The sequence below is a fragment of the Pseudoalteromonas sp. 1CM17D genome, assembly GCF_023161805.1.
GTDB lineage: Bacteria > Pseudomonadota > Gammaproteobacteria > Enterobacterales > Alteromonadaceae > Pseudoalteromonas > Pseudoalteromonas atlantica.
This window is the reverse complement of record NZ_JALNTP010000003.1, coordinates 149191-167351: the sequence shown is the minus strand read 5'-3', so window position 1 is coordinate 167351 and position 18161 is coordinate 149191. Positions and strand designations below refer to the sequence as shown.

The window sequence follows — 18161 nt, the reverse complement described above, 5'->3', positions numbered from 1 at the left end:
TTCCAACCTGCTCCGCTAGCGGAGCTTGATTGTCACAGATAAAAGGCCTAGAATTGCTCCGCTAGCGGAGCAGTCGGTTTTTGGTTAACGTAGTTTGGAATTTCTTTTGAAAATAGACAATTTGGTAGTTCAAATAATTAAAGCTCCCAACTTTAATAACTTTACAACAAGTGATGTCAGATCAGCTTATATCGCTATCAGTAAAGATCCTTTTTTAGACCCTGTAATAATTCGTCGGAAGTTGTATGCTGAGCTTCTAAAGCTTGTCAACAAAGGGTGGTTGAGGAAACAATTATCTAATAAGAGAAAAGGCACCCGCTTTATTAAAACTGAGCTGTTTGATGTTCAAAAGCTAATCGTGTATGCCACTGATAATTATCAACAGATAAAACTCTGCGACGAAATAAAAAAATCATTAACAACAAAGTTAAACCATTATAAAGCCGAATTATTGTTAAACCTCGGAGAGACGGAAGCTTACAAGGAGCTCTACGACGAATTCCCAGAATTAGTCACTGAAATACAATGTAAGTACAACCAAGCTAGAGATAATAACACTAAAATTTTAGGAAAAATTAAAGCCATAGAAAGCTTAATTAACCAAGAGAAACAGCAAAACACATGAAGTTAAGAGTTTGGCAATCTGAATGTATAAATCTAGCACTCAATAAATACTTAGGTGGGCAAAAACATTTTTTAGCTTTGGCTACTCCTGGTGCGGGTAAAACCGTTATGGCCTCTGAATTAGCAAACAAAATGTTAAGCGATGGCCGTATTGATTTGGTTATATGTTTTTCTCCTGCATCTATCGTCGCAAATGATTTTTGTGAGAGCCTACAAACAATAACCAAAGAACGCTTTGATGGACTATTGGGTGCTAAAGGAAGCTCACTAACTTATCAAAGCTTGCAGTACTTAGATAAGACATTTTGGCAATTATTTTCTCGATTTCGTGTATTTGTTATTTTTGATGAAATTCATCATTGTGCAGGCTCAAATATCGAAAATGCTAACGCTTGGGGTGAACAAATAATACGAAACATCAAAGACAAAGCTACTTATACATTGGCGTTAACCGGAACACCTTGGCGATCTGACACTGCGCCAATTACTCTTTCAAATTATTTATATCCTAGCAATAAGATTTCGTGTGATTATGTCTACGGTCTTGCAGAGGCCATTCAAGACGATGTTTGCCGAATTCCTAAAATAGTAGCAATTGATAATAGCAACATTTCGATTGTTGGAGATGAAGAAACAAAAAGATTTAATAGTTTCAAAAGCTTACTCTCTGAGTCTGCTGTGTCTTACCAAAGCGTCATAGAAAATGAGGAGGTTATTAAATATATACTTTTGTCTGCGCAAAAAAAGTTAAGCTATATTCGCTCATCTTCTCCAAGTGCTGCAGGTTTAATTGTCGCCAGTTCAGTTGAACACGCAAATAATATCGCAAACCTACTTAAATCATACCTTAATGAAGAGTGTAGTGTTGTTACCTATCGAGAAAGTGAACCTACTGAAATTATTCAACGATTCAGACATAGTTCCAGCAAATGGATTGTTTCGGTAGGTATGATTAGCGAAGGTACAAACATACCGAGGTTACAAGTATGCTGTCATTTAACTAATATCAAAACAGAAATGCATTTCAGACAAATATTAGGTCGAATCCTTAGAATTACCTCTTCAAAAAATCAAAATGCTGTTTTGTATATGCCTGCACAACCGAAGCTCTTAGAATATGCTTACCGTGTTAAACAAGACGTCCCTTTTGAGGCTGATGTTGTTAAATTTGATAAGATGAAATCACCCATCATGAATGATGTAACAGCGATTACTTTAAACAAAGTTTCTTTAGGTGATAAAAAAACTAAACATTTAATCCATATAACAGATTTTGAGGCTGACAATGATATATCTAGCAACTCAAATATTAAAGAGCAAAATGAATCACACTTTTTAACTAAATCTTACGAACAGGTAGTTAATATATTTGGACGCTTCAAGCAAGAGACTTTAGCTCTAGGCTTTAGCGAATTAAAGTAACTATTTAACTTAGCACCGCCGACGCAAAAGTCTATGTATTATTTAATAATTGATGGTATTTACTATGCCTAAATTCGGATAATAAGTGCAATTTGAAGAAGGCTGATTCCTATATCGATTTCATAAAAATAGTGACAGGCGGAAAAATAACCTATAGTTCTAATCCGCTGGATGAAATGGAAATAATTAGTTCTGGCGTAATGTTTAATGACGCAATACTATTTAGACAAAGCTTGCACTGAACGTTACTTTACTTGCAGAAGCAACAGGGATTAGCGTTAAGGCAATAGAGCGCCATCAAAAGAGTAATAAACCTTTTAACCTATCGACAAGTCAGAGCATGTTGGAGCTAGCAAAACTATCATTATTTGGTGTTTCTTATTTTTATAACGTAAATAGATGGAATTATTGGTTAAGCACACCACATATCCAATTTTATGGCCATAAACCTTTTTCTGTTATAAATACTATACGTGGACGTGAGCTAATTAAACGGACTATTTGTGGGCTTGAACAGGATTTTTCAGCATAAAGCTAGAAGAAGTTCAATTATGGGGTTTTATTGATAGTAATTTGATATTAATAAAAAATTACTTCTGACCTACTATATGCTCTCTTTCGATATTCCTATTATGAATAAGTGTGATTACCATTAGTGTAGTAGCTCCCCTCTGACCTTACAGTTTTTGAAGAATCTGTTTATATTTATCTGACAAATGGTTATGAGCAATAACCTGACTTTGAATAAGTTTGTTGTTTCACCCAATAGATTAGGTCTAATGGACTAATAATAAATAATATTAGTATATCTTAGCTTCGGCAAACTTCTTGCTAAAATTGGAATGATTTTCTACGCCAACAAAAACTGCGTGCTAAAGACCCAAATGGAGTTTTAGCATACACCAACTTTATAAGATTTAGCCTAACGATTTCATGATATTTATGCATAATTTTATGATAAAAGCTTATCAGTTAAATTTCTAGAAAGCATACAGCAGTAAATATTATCTCCTTTGTAAGGTAATAAATCATTTAGATATTTAGCATCAATCAAAGCTGACTTCACACCATTACCATATATGCCATGTAATGCTGCTTCTAACAATTCCCCTTGGGCATGGTTTTTAAAATATACACTCGCCAACATTTCAAAAGCAGTAACTCTAATTTTACGAGATTTAGAATTTTTTAAGATATAGTAAAAAGAATGGCCAAGTGACTCAAAAGTTGCATTGTATTTATCAGTTTCTTCTAGTCTCAGTGCCTCTTCATAGACAATCGTTTGGTAGTTTAAAGACTCCCAGATATAGTAACCTGCTCTTGAGCCAAATTCGCAATCTTTATCAAGTTCCTCATTACTGATAATTACTAAATTCTGAAGTAATTCTGTCAGATACCAAGTAGGAAACTTCGATGGATAAGATTGTTTATTTCTTATAATTTCCAATGATGAGCATTTGATACAATTTAAATAAAAATTAAAAAATGAATTTTTGATAAAAGTATCATCCTGAAGATCGTCATGACGTTCAAGTAACTTGCACTTTTCTTTATTCAAATGAATATTGTTATATTGTTCTAAACTTTCGAAAAAGTTACTACTACCCAAATATTCAACATTACCGATAGCTTTGGATAAAAGTATCGAAAAATCAGCAATACTGTTGTAAGAATAATGATCAACGAAATAGGTATCTGATTCAAACCTAAACTTTGAATTCTCGTCAGTTAACTTTTCAATATCTGCGACAGTTAAAGGCTCTCTTATTAAAAATAGTAAATCTAACGCTAAAGAAGGATTATTAATAAAAAGATAAGACTTCATTTTTGAAGTCATTAGCTTTGTCCTTATAGTCTCTCTTATTGTATTTGGCTGATTAATTAAATACGGAGTCAGTGGTTCAATTATGAAACGAAAAACAGCAGCCTCTTTTACATCAAGTGTTACAATTTCACCTGAAAACTCATTGAATGGGTTTTGTTTCTTCCTTATTTTATCTGTAGTCAATTTATCTATGACTATTTCCAACAACTTCTTTTTGGTGGTTTGTAATTTTATTACATTGATATTTTTGTTTAACACATACTCTATATGCTCTAATTTTTTATCACTTTGATTAACCTCAGCTAAAGCATCAAGTAATTGCGATACTTTTCCACTACTGACTGCCCCATTAAATATAAAAAAGTAAAAAACTATACTAACAAAGATGCATAGTAACAATAATGTTGAATTACTATCAAAACCAGGTATCCATGAATAAGGCAGTAGCAACCCGGATACTGCTAATACATCATAAAATAAGAAGTACAAAGACAAAAATAAAAAAATTATGCAACTAACAACCCACCTTTTAAACTTAAGCTTAATCGCTATCTCTAATTTTTTTTCTTCTGATGATAACGCTAAAAGGGCCGCTAAAACGGCAAAATATGTTAAGAAACCTGAGACATCCATTTAAATACCAAACACAATCCAATATTATCTGATAGCCACTTTACAGTAATGACAATTCACAAACCATCCATCAGATTATTTTTATACTGGTCTGGAAAGATTAATATTAGTGGTTTAAAACCAAACTAGACGTTGAGGCGGGCGACGTTAGATTGCTTATACAAGTCTTCTTCAAGCTCTCGAAGTTTAGCAACTAATTTTAATTCTCTTGCTAATGAATCTTCTAGTCGTTCTTTCGTAAGTTTCAATTCAGCTGTTAGTTTAATAACCCTTTGATCTGAACGTCTTTTAATTTCAGCTTTGGACAGCGTTGTAGAAGTGTTTTCATGTTGGTAAGCTAGAATAGCACTGATAAGGCCAATGTGTTGCCTACGACTTTTCTTTAGATAACCTGCATCATGTCCAGCTTCAATGGATACTCTCGCAGGAGTAATTAACTCTGAAGCAAGACCTATACAACCATCCTTTGTACCTTTTCCTACTTTAAGTCGCTCAAATGCTTCATAACAATCTTTTAAAGCCACAATATTACTCCTTGCTTAATTAACTTTATCTAAGCTTTGCTCAAGCTTTTCTTATTATTTTTATATCTGATTAATTCATCTAATTCTTCCTTAGTGGCTAAGTACTCTACCGAGTCTGGGTGATAGGACGACAATTCTTTTGTTGTTGAGGCTATCAATTTATCAACATTTTCAAACTTAATAACCGCGCATGAACTAGTTAAGCAATCAGCAAACTCGCCTAAAATTGAACATTCACAAATATCATTGTTAGTGCACCCACCTAGCAATGTTTTTCTATAATTAAATTCACCATTATTTACTTTTTTTACTGTTTCACTCTTCAATTCTTCAACAAGTACCTCACCAGTGGTTAGCCTACTTCTTTGTCTTTCTAAGTAACCACCTGTTTTTCCGTGTAGCTCAGTATCTTCATTCATGAGATCGTTCAAAATGGCTTCTGCAGTTTCCAATGACATTCCTACTTGCACTTCTAAAGCAATATGATTTAAGGGCAAAACATACTTCTGAGTTTTGACATCATAATGACCAAAAATTGTTTTCACATTCTCAAAGTTGCGACTGTAGTATCGGCTCATTTCCTGACTGAGGTGCTTAAATTGTTTTGCTAGTGTCGGTAATGATACAAAACCGCTATTAAGTGCATAAAAAGCCAATGATCTTCTCGATTGATGTGAAGTAAGTGGCCATGACATACCTACGTTAAATTTACTTTCTGTAGCAAAGTTTCGATTAGGGTCACTAGCCTGTAATACTTCGAAATCGGCTTCTGATATTAGAAACTGGGGTTTTGAAAGAAAAGTATAGTGACGAGGTTTAAAAGAAGTAACTTCAGACCTATCAGTATCAAAATGACTTTTCATAAAAATTTTAACTGTACTAACAAATAAAGGGCAACGATCAGGCGTCCCGCCCACTATATCAGAATAAGCTCTAACAATAGTTTGAAGTGATAAAACAGCATTTACTACAGAGTTGTGCGCTAGCCAAGATTCTTCTTTGCGATACCCTGTGAACTTAGTTGTCGTAGAGAGTACTTGGATAAGTTCGGATTCAGCTAAAAGCTCTCCATTTTCACCTAGCTTTTCATCTTGCAAAACTTCTTCGTGCACACACTGAAACGGCAACCGGTTAACTTCATCACTTCTCATGCCGGTATATAAATGAATGAGGAACTTCATTTTATACTGGATAATTCCTATCAGCAGTACAAGTGAAGCTCGGCTTCTGATTTCAACATCAAAATGTTTAAACATATCTTTCATTTTATGCTTTGCCACCGCCTCAGGAAACGTAGCGCGACAAGTAAAACCTTCTACATTATTTAGTTTAGCCTGCTTTTTCTGCTCTTTTCTATTTATACCATAATAGGGATCTTTAAATTCACGTATAAACCGACCTAATTTTTCAATACCTTTATGAATATACTGTCTTTCATCTGTTAAATGATTAATAAGTTCAAGATAGATTCTAGTTGGAATAATAGGATGCTGCTTATGCGGTATTGTTTCGTGTAAACCTCTATCATAAACAACATCAAAACCAAGATTTTCCTCACCGATTGTTTTCAACTGCATTAGTAATATATGCAAACGTTGCTTATTTTTCTTCGTCAACGTTTTTGCGTAGTGCGCAAGATAACTCTTGTTTGATAATATGTCCTGAACGCTGATTTTCCCCAGCATTCTATTTTTTTGTAATTTCACTGCGAATTCAACTATTGAGAACAACTCACTCGCATAACTTTTCAACGTAGTTACTGAAAGTGGGCCTGCTTTACCATTTTTAGCCAAAAACATTAAAAGAACATATATCTTTTTCACCTCTATAAGCGTGCTTTTATCAAACTTATCATCACCACTAACAGCTAGTTTTCCCCAAAAAACTGAACACGACCCCCTGGTCGATAGTCTGTAGGGCGTAAAGTCCCATGTTAGACCAGAGAAGATGGCAGTTACTGCACCTTTTGCATTACGACATAGCACAAAGTCATCAGGAATAGTGACTCCAGTTTCAAAACTCAGCTCATCTGGATTACAGTCTTGTGTAAATAAAGAGCTTTCATCCGAGAGCAAGGATAAAAATTGTGGGTTTGTATAGGTTTTTGTTTTTTTCATATTAATCAATAGCCCCTTCAGCACTGTCAATAAAAATTAAGCCTAATTGTTCATATCGCTGTAGACGGCTTTCCCAATATGGTGTTAACTCTCCACGGCGATAAACAAGCTCAATACACTCTTTGACATTTCTCCCCCCCAGCTCTGATTTTATGTTGATCTGATGTAGAATGCTCCTAACCCTAACAGACAGCTTTTCAAAAAGCTCTTTTGCCTTTTCTCTTTCGAGGCTAGCTCTTAAAACACCATCAACAATGTACTGCAAGCTAACAAGCTTATGGGAATCTTCTTTATCATCAGCATGACACATATAATGAGAGCAAAATAAACACCCATATTGGGTTTTACAATTAGGTTTAATTGGTGGATGAGGGATAGCTACTTCGGGTTGCAAATACTTTTCACAATGCCCAGACGCAGTTTTTTTATCCGTGTTGCTGCCGGTCGAAACGTGTATTGCAGCTTCATTAGCAGCCTCCCAAAATAATGATAACTCAGAATGTGACTTTTCAGGCGACACTTCCATGTATGTTTTTTCATTAGTCGATTGGGAGTGTCCTAGTACATTTGCAACTGTATCTTTCTCAATATCAGGGTGTTCGTGTAGGAACAGACTTTTTGATTTACGTACCTCTCTTGGAGTAATTGGTTTAAAGTGGCTAGGCATAAAAACACCAATCATTTTTTCACGCTGAAATTTCCTAAGAGCAGTCTCAGATACAACAGTTGGTTCCCACGATTTTGCCTTCATCCCAAAAAAAAGAGTTTTTACCTCTTTACCATTCAAAAGCCACTGACGAAGTTTTAGATATCGTTTAAATAGACTCACCGCGCCTGATGCAATTTCATATTGGACAACTTTACCTGCTGCTCTGAACTTAATAATCCGATATCCTTTATTGGTTAAAGACTTATTTACTTCCATCTTACCGTCAAACTCTATTCGAGCCATTTCATCAGAATAGGCTCCTGCCAACATAATAAACAGTACTTGATATGCTTGCATTGCGGTACAAGCAAAAGCTCGTCGAGATTTACATCTTGGATTAGAGTTTGCTTCGTTAAACCTCTTTACACTTTGATTGTAATCACGTTTGATGTTTGACTTACTTTGAGGTGAGGGGAGTTTATACATTTCATCTAGCGTACTTAATCGGCCTTCAGTATGGTTGTATATCTTAGATGGTCGGTATATGTAAGGTGTGACCCGATGACTTGCATACGGGAATAGGTAAGTGGTGTAATTTGGCATTTTCAAACAGCATGGGAATGCTGACTTTTCAATTAAAAACTCAGTTAAACATAGCGCTATACTTTTATAAGTATTAAAAGCTGTTTGAAGATCTTGTATCTCTCGTGGCTGAGCTTTATTTACCTTGCCACTAAATTTTACAGTGTTATTTACTATATGTGACTGCGCTGGCTTACCGTAGTGAATAAAAATAAGAAACGATAATGCTATTTGTTTTAATTCAGCGTCACGCGGCGTAAAGTCGATATCAACAGATCTTACTTTGTGGTTCAATTCAAGGGAAATACTATTGTAAGCTTGTTTAGTACGTTCAAAGTCTTGTAAGAAACTGTCCTTAAAACCATAGTCTTCCAATACAGCCAGTCCAGCTCGAGTCTTTTGTATAACAGTGCGAATACTAGAATCTCTGAACCCTCTTGTAACTATATGCTCGATTAAGCTTCTGATAAAATCAATTCTATGTTTTGAGAGACTAGATTCATCAACAAGAAACGGCATATCTTTGTGTGAAGCGGATGAGGTGCAAAATTTATAGTTCAGATAGGCTATATGGCCTAAATCAAGAGGGTATTTTTTACCCGATAATGAGAGTCTTAACTTTTCAGGATGTAGATACTCATTTTCGAACAGTTCAGTTCTGGTAACTGTAATAGTGTCTCTTACGACATAACTATTCATTGTAAGCATCCATCTCTAAATCATACAAGCCAAAAAGTTGCTGCTCATAAATTGATTGAGCGGCAACTCTAGAATCAACAACCATATCAAATAAGCGAAGGTAAGACTCTGTTACTTCACGACTGGCATGGTGTAAGCGCCTTTGAACCATAGATATAATATCAGCATTCATTAAAACCCCTTTAGCAACAAGAGGTTGTAATCTTTGGTAATAATAATATGCATAGGTTGCTCTGAGCCAATGGAATGTAAAGTTTCTTGGGTAGTTAGCACCAGCAAACTTTTCCACCTTTAACTTCATATAATAAGTATTACGCCCTTGCGGTTTGCTTTTAGTTATTTTATAGCGAGGATCTGACTTTGCCATGTAGTGTGGTTCACCTTGAGGTGATAAGAAAAAATACATATCATCATCACTCAGAGTACTGCCATTCTTAGTAATAAATTTGTCTCGTCGTTGTTTGGCTTTTGTAGATTTTGAGTAGATGAGGAGTTGCTTCGCTAATTGTTCTGGGAAATAGAGAACCTGTGGCTTATCAAATTTAGTATCTATACCCGTACCAGGCCCTGCATGTACTTTGAAGGTCCTATCTTTTAAAATATTCTCTTCTTTAAACAGATTTAAATGCTTCATCCTTATTGTTAAAATTGTTTGCTTTCTAGCTCCTGTTTGCAGGGCGATGAAATGCATTAACCGTTCATCCACAGAAAATTCTTTTGTATTTAGAAGTAATAGTAACTCATCTAGTTCAGGCTTCAAAAGTGGTCGTAGGTCTTCACTGGATTCACGAACATAACCTACAGGTATGGGGCTTGCCGAACTACTTACAGCCACACTCTGCCCTCTTTTTACTATTTTTTTAGAATAACTATGCCCGTATGAATTTTGGAAGAACCTTGTGACAGATTCAACAGTGTCAACTTTTCGTAAATCGACATTCGAGTTTGGCTTAGAGGATATAAATTCATAAAAATCATAGACAACTTTTGTCTTTTTATTTAGAGATGTTCGAGTTAACTCTCCATCATTAACCTTTTTCAACAAATCAAAGAAATAAATATAGGTCGGCCGATTAGGTTTTCTTCCAATAAACTTCAGTAAGTCAATTTTTCGCTGCTCACAGAAAATTTTATAGTCCAATAACATGCTAGCTTTCTCTTTAAGCGCAGTATCAGTTCTGTAACCTGGTTTGTTATTTCTAGCGGACTCGAATAAGAAATGATTTGCATCTTCCCAAGGTACGCCATCTTTTTCAAAAGTAAATGGAAACAAATACACATCATGATTTTCATTAAAGGCGGCACAAGGTGTTGAAAAGTAATTAGTAACACCATCATGACACAATACAGCTGAGGAAGACTCATCTAGTGGATTTGTGCTTATATCTGCATATGAGTCTTTGATATGAGTAATCAAAGTAATCCTATCGAATTTGCTAAGCTCCATATATATAGCCTTACTATTGTGGTTAGTCTCAAAAGGAAGTTAGCGAATGACGCAGACAATCACAACGGGTAAATAAAAACTATTTCCGCTCAACAACTGGAGCTACTCCCTAAAGAAGCAAATTTTTAATTCCCTACCTATGTGTCAACCTTATGTTTTCACACACAAGCTGTCAATATCGACCTTAGTACACTAGCTTGGGATAACGTCCTTTCATTTCTTTTTGTACATCGCGATAACTACTAGCCCAAAAGTGCGCAAGATCTTGCGTAAGTTGTAAAGAACGCTTACCTGGTGAGAGTAATTCAATAAGCAGTGGCAGCTTGCCATTTGCAAGCATTGGTGTACTTGTTAAACCATACACTTCTTGCATGCGCACGCTAAGTTTTGCGGGGCCATCTAGCTGGTAATTAATTTTTATATTTGAGCCACTCGGTACCGTTAACCTAAGCGGTAACAGGGTTTTTAGGGCTGTTTGCTGTGTCCAGTCAAAACAATTTTGCAGTGCTTCAAAGTAGTTAAACTTTTTAAGCTGCTCCAGCGTTTTTATATCCTGTAAATATACGCCTAACCAATCATCAGCTGTTTTGATAAGTTGCTGCTCGCTTATTGCCGGGAACGTATCTGGCATAAACTGACTGGCTAAACTCATGCGTATTAATAATTGCTGCGCATCGGGTTGTTCATTAAATAATGCAAAGCCGTGTTTGGTAAATAAATTAAGCCACGCTTTGGCGCGCTCGGTTTTATCAAGCTTTTGCTTACTTGGTTGGCTTGTAAGCGTAATAGCGCCGAGCTTTACTTCGTCTTGATGGATAAAGCGCGCGGTTTTTTCATCAAACTCACACCGGGTAAGCGTAGTAAACAAATGCGGTAAGTAATCTTGTAGCTCAAATGGGCTAAGTGCGGTGGCTGCAAAAATACGCGTGCCTTTATGACCGCCCATGCTTGCAATAGCAAGGTAGTCATCGTTATGCCAGTAATCGGTGTTTAAATCAGCGCCCGCACCATTGGCAAGTAAGTAGCCATTGCCGCGTTTTTTTGCAATGCGATCGGGGTAAGCTAATGCCACCAGCAAACCTAAATGCTCGGTGTTTAGCTCACTGTTACTGTCGGTTACTTTTAAACGGCTTTGCCAGTATTTTAACTGCTGCTTAAATACTGGGTGTGGCCTTTGTTGTTGGCTATGTAGCGCCAAGCTTAGCTCGTTGGCGCTGTTTATTCGGCTCTCAAGCAGCGCCACTAAATAAAGTGCTAAGCGATAAATACCAGGGAGTTCTGCCTCAAGCGCTTGCGCTTTTAAAAGCATATGCGCTAAGCGAATATCCGCCCCAAAACTCAGCATTTTACTACCCAATTTAGTGAGCTTACCTTTGGAGTCGATAGCTTCAAGCATCGTTAGTAAGTTTGCCGCTTGCGTGCATTGCTGCGCTGTTGGCGTATCAAGCAAGGTGAGTTCGCTAATATTTGCGCCCCATTGTTTTGCCTCCAGCATAAGTTGGCTTATGTCTGAGGTGAGTATTTCTGGGCTATCGTGGCTATTGCGTCGCTCAAATGTTTGTTTAGAGCCAAGCCTGTAAACAACCCCTGGCTCTATTCGCCCTGCACGCCCCGCTCGCTGCACAGCAGAGGAGCGCGATATACTTTGTGTTGTAAGCTCAGTTACGCCTGTTTTCAAGTTATAGCTCGCCGCGCGGCGTTTGCCGCTATCAATAACAATACGAATGCCTTCAATGGTTAAACTGGTTTCGGCTACATTGGTGGTAAGCACAATTTTGCGCATACCTTTAGCCGCAGGGGCAATCGCCGCTTGCTGATTGGCTTTATCTTGCTCGCCAAATAATGTGGCAACTAAGCAGTTACTTGGTAAATCATTAAGGGCCTGTTGTACGCGTACTATTTCAAATTGCCCAGGCAAAAACACCAACGCACTACCGCTTTGCTCGTTTAGTGCTTGTTTTATTAAAGAGGGAATAGCATCAAGCCAGCGGCTCTCATCTTTTATTGGTATATATACTTCGTCTATGGGGTAACTACGCCCGCTTGATTGTATAACCGGGCAATCAAAAAACTGCGTATAGCGCTCAGTATCAAGGGTGGCCGACATAAGTAGTATGGTTAAATCGTCGCGCAGCGCACTTTGGGTCTCTAAAGCAAAGGCCAGTGAGGTGTCGGCCGCAATTGAGCGTTCATGAAATTCATCAAATATCAGTAAATCTATATCGCTTAATTCGGGGTCGTTTTGTAGCATGCGGGTAAGCATACCCTCGGTGACTATTTCAAGGCGCGTATTACTGCTTACTTTACTCTCGCCGCGTACACGCAGGCCAACACTTTGCCCCACATTTTCGTTTTGGCACTGTGCTAAGTAATTGGCAATATTACGTGCTGCTAAGCGGCGCGGCTCAAGCATTACAATACGTTTAAAATGGCCGTCGCGCATAAGCTGTAGCGGCAACCAGGTTGACTTACCTGCACCAGGCGGTGCTTGTAATAACGTTATGGGGTTACTTTGTAATGTAGTTAAAAGTTGTTGATATATGTTTTGAACCGGCAGCACTGCTATTTACCCAAAATTGCTTTGTGTGCATTGTAACAAAAACCAAAAATAAACGCGCCGCAAAAGCAGATGAGTTTACGCGTATCCATAATCAGAAATAATTACAGACCGCTCTGTACATTTTTTAAGAACATACGCGTTGCAATAAAAGTAACGCTTCGCTTAAATATATAAATCAATGATTATAAACACAAAATAAAAAGTTTAACTGATTGGTACACGCTTTGCTCCTTTTATAGTGAACGTTAATTAAAGCTAAGTAAGGAGATACTTATGAACAACGATCGTATGAAAGGTAATTGGAACGAACTTAAAGGTAAGGCGCAACAAAAATGGGGCGATCTTACTGACGACGATTTAGACAAAATTGAAGGTAGCCGTACAGAGCTAGTAGGTAAAATACAGCAGCAGTATGGTAAATCTAAAGAAGAAGCAGAGCGTGAAGTAGATGAGTTTGAAAAAACTCACTAATCGCTAACTTCTAAAAAAACCGCCATTTGGCGGTTTTTTTGTTTACTAGAAACCATTTAAGTTAAATTAGGTAAAGCTTACCTAAAATAATTTTAACGAAGCCATTGTTCCTCTCTATTTTGAAATTTTACGGTGTATCCATAATGATTTAACGAAAATATTGTTCCTATATTTTATCTTTAGTTATATTCTTTTATCGCTAATATAACGAACGCGATGGAATAAATGCGGTTAACTATAAATTTAAAGGAACTTATATGAATAATAATGCTGTAGTGTCAGCTTTAAGTGGTGTGACGGATTTATTTGGTGGGTTTTCTCTTCAAAGAGGAGACAATGACAAAAAACAAATCTGGGAAGGAAAAAGCCTCATAGCTAATCACTCTTTTGTATCCGAATTACAAATATTGCTCAATAAATTAGGAACATATAAATCAAAAGTTGATGGTGATTTTGGCTTAAAAACTGCGCTCGCATTAAAGTTATTCCAATGGAACGCCAAATCAGCACCGTATCGATTAAAAAATTTGAGGGTTATTAATCAACTGCCCACCTTTAAGGGAAGTACCTCTGGACAAACTGACAAAGCAACTCGTCGAGAGCTTAATATCTGGGCCGCTAGCAATTTTCAATGTACAGGTGACTTGCTAAGGTTAAGAGAAGCAACTTTTACTAATATAGAGCTCAATCCTAACTTCAAATTAATTGCAAACCAAAATGTATTGAAAGGTGAATTTGTAGTTTCAGCAACTTTAATTACTGAGATAAAAGCAATGAACATTGAAGCAAAAAAACTAGGTTTAAAATTGGTTTTAAACCAGACAGTAAGGCAGCTTGGAGTTTCTCCAAATGGCGCTGTAGTAACGCCAGCAAAACGCAGCCAACATTATATTGGGCATGCTTTAGATTTAAATATTGTTGATGGCTCTAATTGGAACAACTCAACAGCTTTTAAAACTAAAAGTGCTACGTCTTCAGCCATTAAATTTATTGATGCAATGAAAAAAAGAGGGCTTAGATGGGGAGGCGATTTTACCAGGATGGATTCTCCTCACTTCGATAAGCAGCTATCGGCTTCAACATTCGACTATGAAGCTAAGCACTTTTTTAACCAATCATCAATTTCAAACAATCAGATGATTCCACTTTCTATATAGGATACTAAAATGAAAAAAATCCTATTAGGGTGCTTTGCTTTTAGCGTAATCGGCTGCACTGGGGTAGTAACTGCTGAACAAACATCTTCAGAGAAACAGCTATGCGATGACTATAATAATGATAAAGCTATTATTATTATAGGAAATACACCATTTGAAGATTCTGAGTGGTATGCAGACTGGTCATCAATCCTCAATAGCTTTGTTATCGCAAACAATGAGTTTTTACATGTATATAGAGCCAGCCAATTTAAACATACAGATTTAAAAAATTACTCAGTATTATTCAGTAAAAAGTCTAAGCAGAACTACCTACTTGAGGAAGTTATTGAGCCACAATCTTATGAATACGTCCTTCTAGAATATACTCAAGCCAATATACCTAAACATATTAGTGCGTTTAAACCGAACCATGTCAATACAAATTTAGTGAGCAAAATATGTAATTTATGAGTTTGAAAAGACATAGACTTACGAATAAAAAAACCGCCATTTGGCGGTTTCTTTGTTTAACGGCTAAAAAAGGACGTTATTTACGCTTTTAATTGATTACCTATTGGCAGTTGCCTAATACGTTTACCACAAGCGGCAAAAATAGCGTTACACAGCGCTGGGGCGTAAACCGGCGTTGCAGGCTCGCCTACACCTGCTGGCGGTGCATCGCTTTGTATGATTTCTACTTCTACCTCTAGTGGTGAGTCGCTCATACGCGGTACGCGGTAATCATGAAAATTACTTTGCTGCACGCGGCCTTTATCAAAGGTAATACCATCGCTTATTGCTGTTGTAATACCGTAAATAGAGCCACCTTGCGTTTGATTTTTAACGGTATCGGTGTTTACTACCGTACCTGCATCAATAGCCACCCACGATTTAATCACGTTTAAATCACCAGCGTCGGATACCTCTACCTCAACCACAGTAGCCACATAGGTTAAAAAGCTGCGGTGCGCTGCAATACCTAACCCGCGACCTTTTGGCAGCTTTCGGCCCCATTTGCTTATATCGGCTACTTTTTCAATAACATGGCGTAATTTACCAATATCTAATGGGTAAACATCTTTATCGCCGCCATAGTTATCGTACGAGGCATTTTGCTCGGTTACATCTAAAATGCGATCAGGGCCTATGGTTTCAAGTAAATAGTCTTTTTGGTCGCGCCCTGCTTTGTGCGCCGCTTCAGCAATAAATGACTGAATAGCAAAAGCATGAAAAATATTTGATACCGAACGCATCCAACCTACTCTTGTTTTAGCGGGTGCTTCGCCGTTTTCTAACTTTAAGTTAGGTGAGTTTATGGGGTTATCGGTAAAGCCCAAGCGCAGCTCAAAACCTGCAGGCGACGTTGCCCCTTCTTGAAAGGTCGACATAATTGGCGAAAACGCCGTACGGTGTAAGTAAGCCTCAATATTACCTTTTTCATCTAGTGAAGCTTCAATATGTTGAGCCGATACCGCATGATAAAAACTGTGCTGAATATCATCCTCTCGCGTCCACTGTACGCGTATAGGTTGTCCTACTTTCATTGAAATGTAGGCAGCTTCTGCTGAAAAATCAGGTTTTGATTTACGCCCAAAACCGCCACCTAACATGGTGACATGCACGTTAATTTGGCTCTCCTCCATACCAAGTAACGCAGCTACGGTTTTCATATCAGCTTGCGGGTTTTGCGTTGCAGCCCAAATATCTACCCTGTCTTTATTGTACATTGCAGTGGCGCAAGGTGGCTCCATAGGTGCTTGAGCCAAATGCGGCGCGTAATAGTCGGCTACTAACTTATTGCTCGATTTAGCCAATACGCTGGCGGTATCGCCTATTTCACGTACATGCGCTTGCGGCTCATTAACGGTTTGTAATAACGACTTTTTAAATTCTTTTGAATTATAATCGCCGTTTTTACCATCATCCCACACCACCTTTAGTACTTTACGCGCCTGCCATGCAGCCCAGGTATTTTTAGCAACAATAGCAATACCGCCTTTTGGCTGAAATTGCGGCGCACCTTTTGGTACAGGCATTTCAATAATATCAACTACGCCATTAATTGCTTTAGCGGCGCTGGCATCAAACGATTTAACCACACCACCTACTACCGGTGGGCGCTCAATAATAGCCACCAGCGCTTTTGGTTCGCGAACATCAGCAGCAAATGTGGCTTTACCGGTTACTAAATCGGTTAAATCTATATGCGCCATACCGGTATTTATATAACGCCATTCTTTGCGTGTTTTAAGTGTTAACTTATCAACTTCTGGTGGCGTTATTGTAAGTGCTAAGTCGATTAAATCTTTATAAGTAAGCGATTTACCTGAGCTGTGTGTAACCACGTGTTGATTGGCTGTACAGGTTTGCGGCTCAACTTTCCAATATTTAGCGGCTGCGTGCTGCATCATATAACGTACACTTGCGCCCATTTCGCGCAGGCGCTGCATGTTGTAGCGAATACTGCGCGATCCATCAGTATTTTGATCCCCGTATTTAGGGTCGCCCTTACCTTGAATAACAACCACTTTATCCCACGCGGCTTCCATTTCGTCTGCCACAATTTGGGCAATGGCGGTACGAATTTGCTGGCCCATTTCAGAGCGGTGGCAGGTTATTTCAACCATGCCATCGGGGCGCAGCGCTATAAATAAGTTAGCACGTTTTGCTTGCTCAGAGGGTTGCTCTAACACGCCTGCAAACGCTTTTGGTGCACTGCCTACAAAATAAGTGCCTAATACTAATGCGCCTATTGCGCTGGTTTTTAAAAATTGGCGACGGTTTAAGTCAAAGTACGTATTGTCGTTTTTCATACCTCTTCCCCTTGTTCATTTGGGTCAAAATATTCAACGCCCGCAATAGTTTTAGCCGCCGACTTAATTGCTTTATGAATACGCGGATACGTGCCACAACGACAAATATTGCCCGACATATTACTCACTATTTCATCATCAGTGGGATTAGGCTTAGCGGCTAATAAGCTTGCCGCTTGCATTATTTGTCCGCACTGACAAAACCCACATTGCGGCACTTTATGCTCAACCCAGGCTTTTTGCACGGGGTGGTCGCCTTGCTCGCTTAACCCTTCAATAGAGGTAATAGCACGCCCTGCCACAGCCGACACCGGTAATATGCACGAGCGCTGCGCTACGCCATCAATATGTATGGTGCACGCACCACATTGCGCCATACCACAGCCAAACTTAGGCCCGGTTAAATTTAATTCATCTCGAAGATACCAAAGCACCGGCGTTGACGGATCGCCTGTAAACTCATGTTTATTACCATTAACGGTAAGCGTGATCATATTTAACTCCTTGGCAAAGCGCTTTAAAGGAATGCCTTGTTGCGCGAGAACGGTTTGAATAATTGCTACTTTTTTAGCCTACCACTTAGGATTGGTTTATTGAAATTTTTATCGGCGAACCGCCAACTTATAGCTGTTATTTAGTGGCAGCTTTATTAGGTA

General features: G+C 38.0%; 13 protein-coding genes. 5 read left to right on the top strand and 8 right to left on the bottom strand.

The window, feature by feature from the left end; genetic code table 11:
- Positions 1-106: 106 nt before the first annotated feature.
- Positions 107-625, top strand: a complete 519-nt coding sequence (locus tag MSC25_RS07280; RefSeq protein WP_248443004.1) for a hypothetical protein — start codon at positions 107-109, stop codon at positions 623-625.
- Positions 622-2046: a DEAD/DEAH box helicase family protein gene (locus MSC25_RS07275; RefSeq protein ID WP_248443003.1), complete on the top strand. Its 1425-nt coding sequence runs from the start codon at positions 622-624 to the stop codon at positions 2044-2046. Before MSC25_RS07280 ends, MSC25_RS07275 begins: the two co-directional genes overlap by 4 nt.
- A 952-nt stretch (positions 2047-2998) precedes the next feature.
- On the opposite strand, the gene MSC25_RS07270 is transcribed toward MSC25_RS07275, so the two are convergent.
- From MSC25_RS07270 to hrpB, 6 genes are all read right to left on the bottom strand, one after another.
- Positions 2999-4504 carry a hypothetical protein gene (locus tag MSC25_RS07270; protein WP_248443001.1) on the bottom strand — a complete coding sequence of 502 codons (1506 nt, stop codon included), beginning with the start codon at positions 4502-4504 and terminating at the stop codon, positions 2999-3001.
- A 125-nt stretch (positions 4505-4629) separates the two neighbouring features.
- Complete coding sequence (locus MSC25_RS07265) at positions 4630-5028, bottom strand: hypothetical protein (RefSeq protein WP_248442999.1); 399 nt, start codon at positions 5026-5028, stop codon at positions 4630-4632.
- Between the two features lie 29 nt (positions 5029-5057).
- Positions 5058-7145: a hypothetical protein gene (locus MSC25_RS07260; protein WP_248442997.1), complete on the bottom strand. Its 2088-nt coding sequence runs from the start codon at positions 7143-7145 to the stop codon at positions 5058-5060.
- Between the two features lies 1 nt (position 7146).
- A complete protein-coding gene (locus MSC25_RS07255; protein WP_248442996.1) occupies positions 7147-9075 on the bottom strand; it encodes a hypothetical protein in 1929 nt (642 codons plus the stop codon).
- Positions 9068-10522, bottom strand: a complete 1455-nt coding sequence (locus MSC25_RS07250) for a site-specific integrase (protein ID WP_248442994.1) — start codon at positions 10520-10522, stop codon at positions 9068-9070. Before MSC25_RS07250 ends, MSC25_RS07255 begins: the two co-directional genes overlap by 8 nt.
- Before the next feature lie 184 nt (positions 10523-10706).
- Complete coding sequence (gene hrpB / locus MSC25_RS07245) at positions 10707-13082, bottom strand: ATP-dependent helicase HrpB (RefSeq protein ID WP_248442993.1); 2376 nt, start codon at positions 13080-13082, stop codon at positions 10707-10709.
- A gap of 273 nt (positions 13083-13355) precedes the next feature.
- Between hrpB and MSC25_RS07240 the strand changes: the two genes are divergently transcribed.
- From MSC25_RS07240 to MSC25_RS07230, 3 genes are all read left to right on the top strand, one after another.
- Entirely contained in the window at positions 13356-13553 is a 198-nt protein-coding gene (locus MSC25_RS07240; protein WP_054983219.1) for a CsbD family protein, read from the top strand.
- A 257-nt stretch (positions 13554-13810) separates the two neighbouring features.
- Entirely contained in the window at positions 13811-14710 is a 900-nt protein-coding gene (locus MSC25_RS07235; protein WP_096739985.1) for a M15 family metallopeptidase, read from the top strand.
- A 9-nt stretch (positions 14711-14719) separates the two neighbouring features.
- Positions 14720-15163 (top strand): hypothetical protein, encoded by a 444-nt coding sequence (locus tag MSC25_RS07230; RefSeq protein ID WP_096739986.1) that lies wholly within the window; start codon positions 14720-14722, stop codon positions 15161-15163.
- An 80-nt stretch (positions 15164-15243) separates the two neighbouring features.
- Here the strand turns inward: MSC25_RS07230 and MSC25_RS07225 are convergent, their stop codons facing one another.
- Positions 15244-17505, bottom strand: a complete 2262-nt coding sequence (locus MSC25_RS07225; protein ID WP_096739987.1) for a molybdopterin cofactor-binding domain-containing protein — start codon at positions 17503-17505, stop codon at positions 15244-15246.
- Positions 17502-17999 carry a (2Fe-2S)-binding protein gene (locus MSC25_RS07220; protein ID WP_248442991.1) on the bottom strand — a complete coding sequence of 166 codons (498 nt, stop codon included), beginning with the start codon at positions 17997-17999 and terminating at the stop codon, positions 17502-17504. Before MSC25_RS07220 ends, MSC25_RS07225 begins: the two co-directional genes overlap by 4 nt.
- Positions 18000-18161 lie beyond the last annotated feature (162 nt).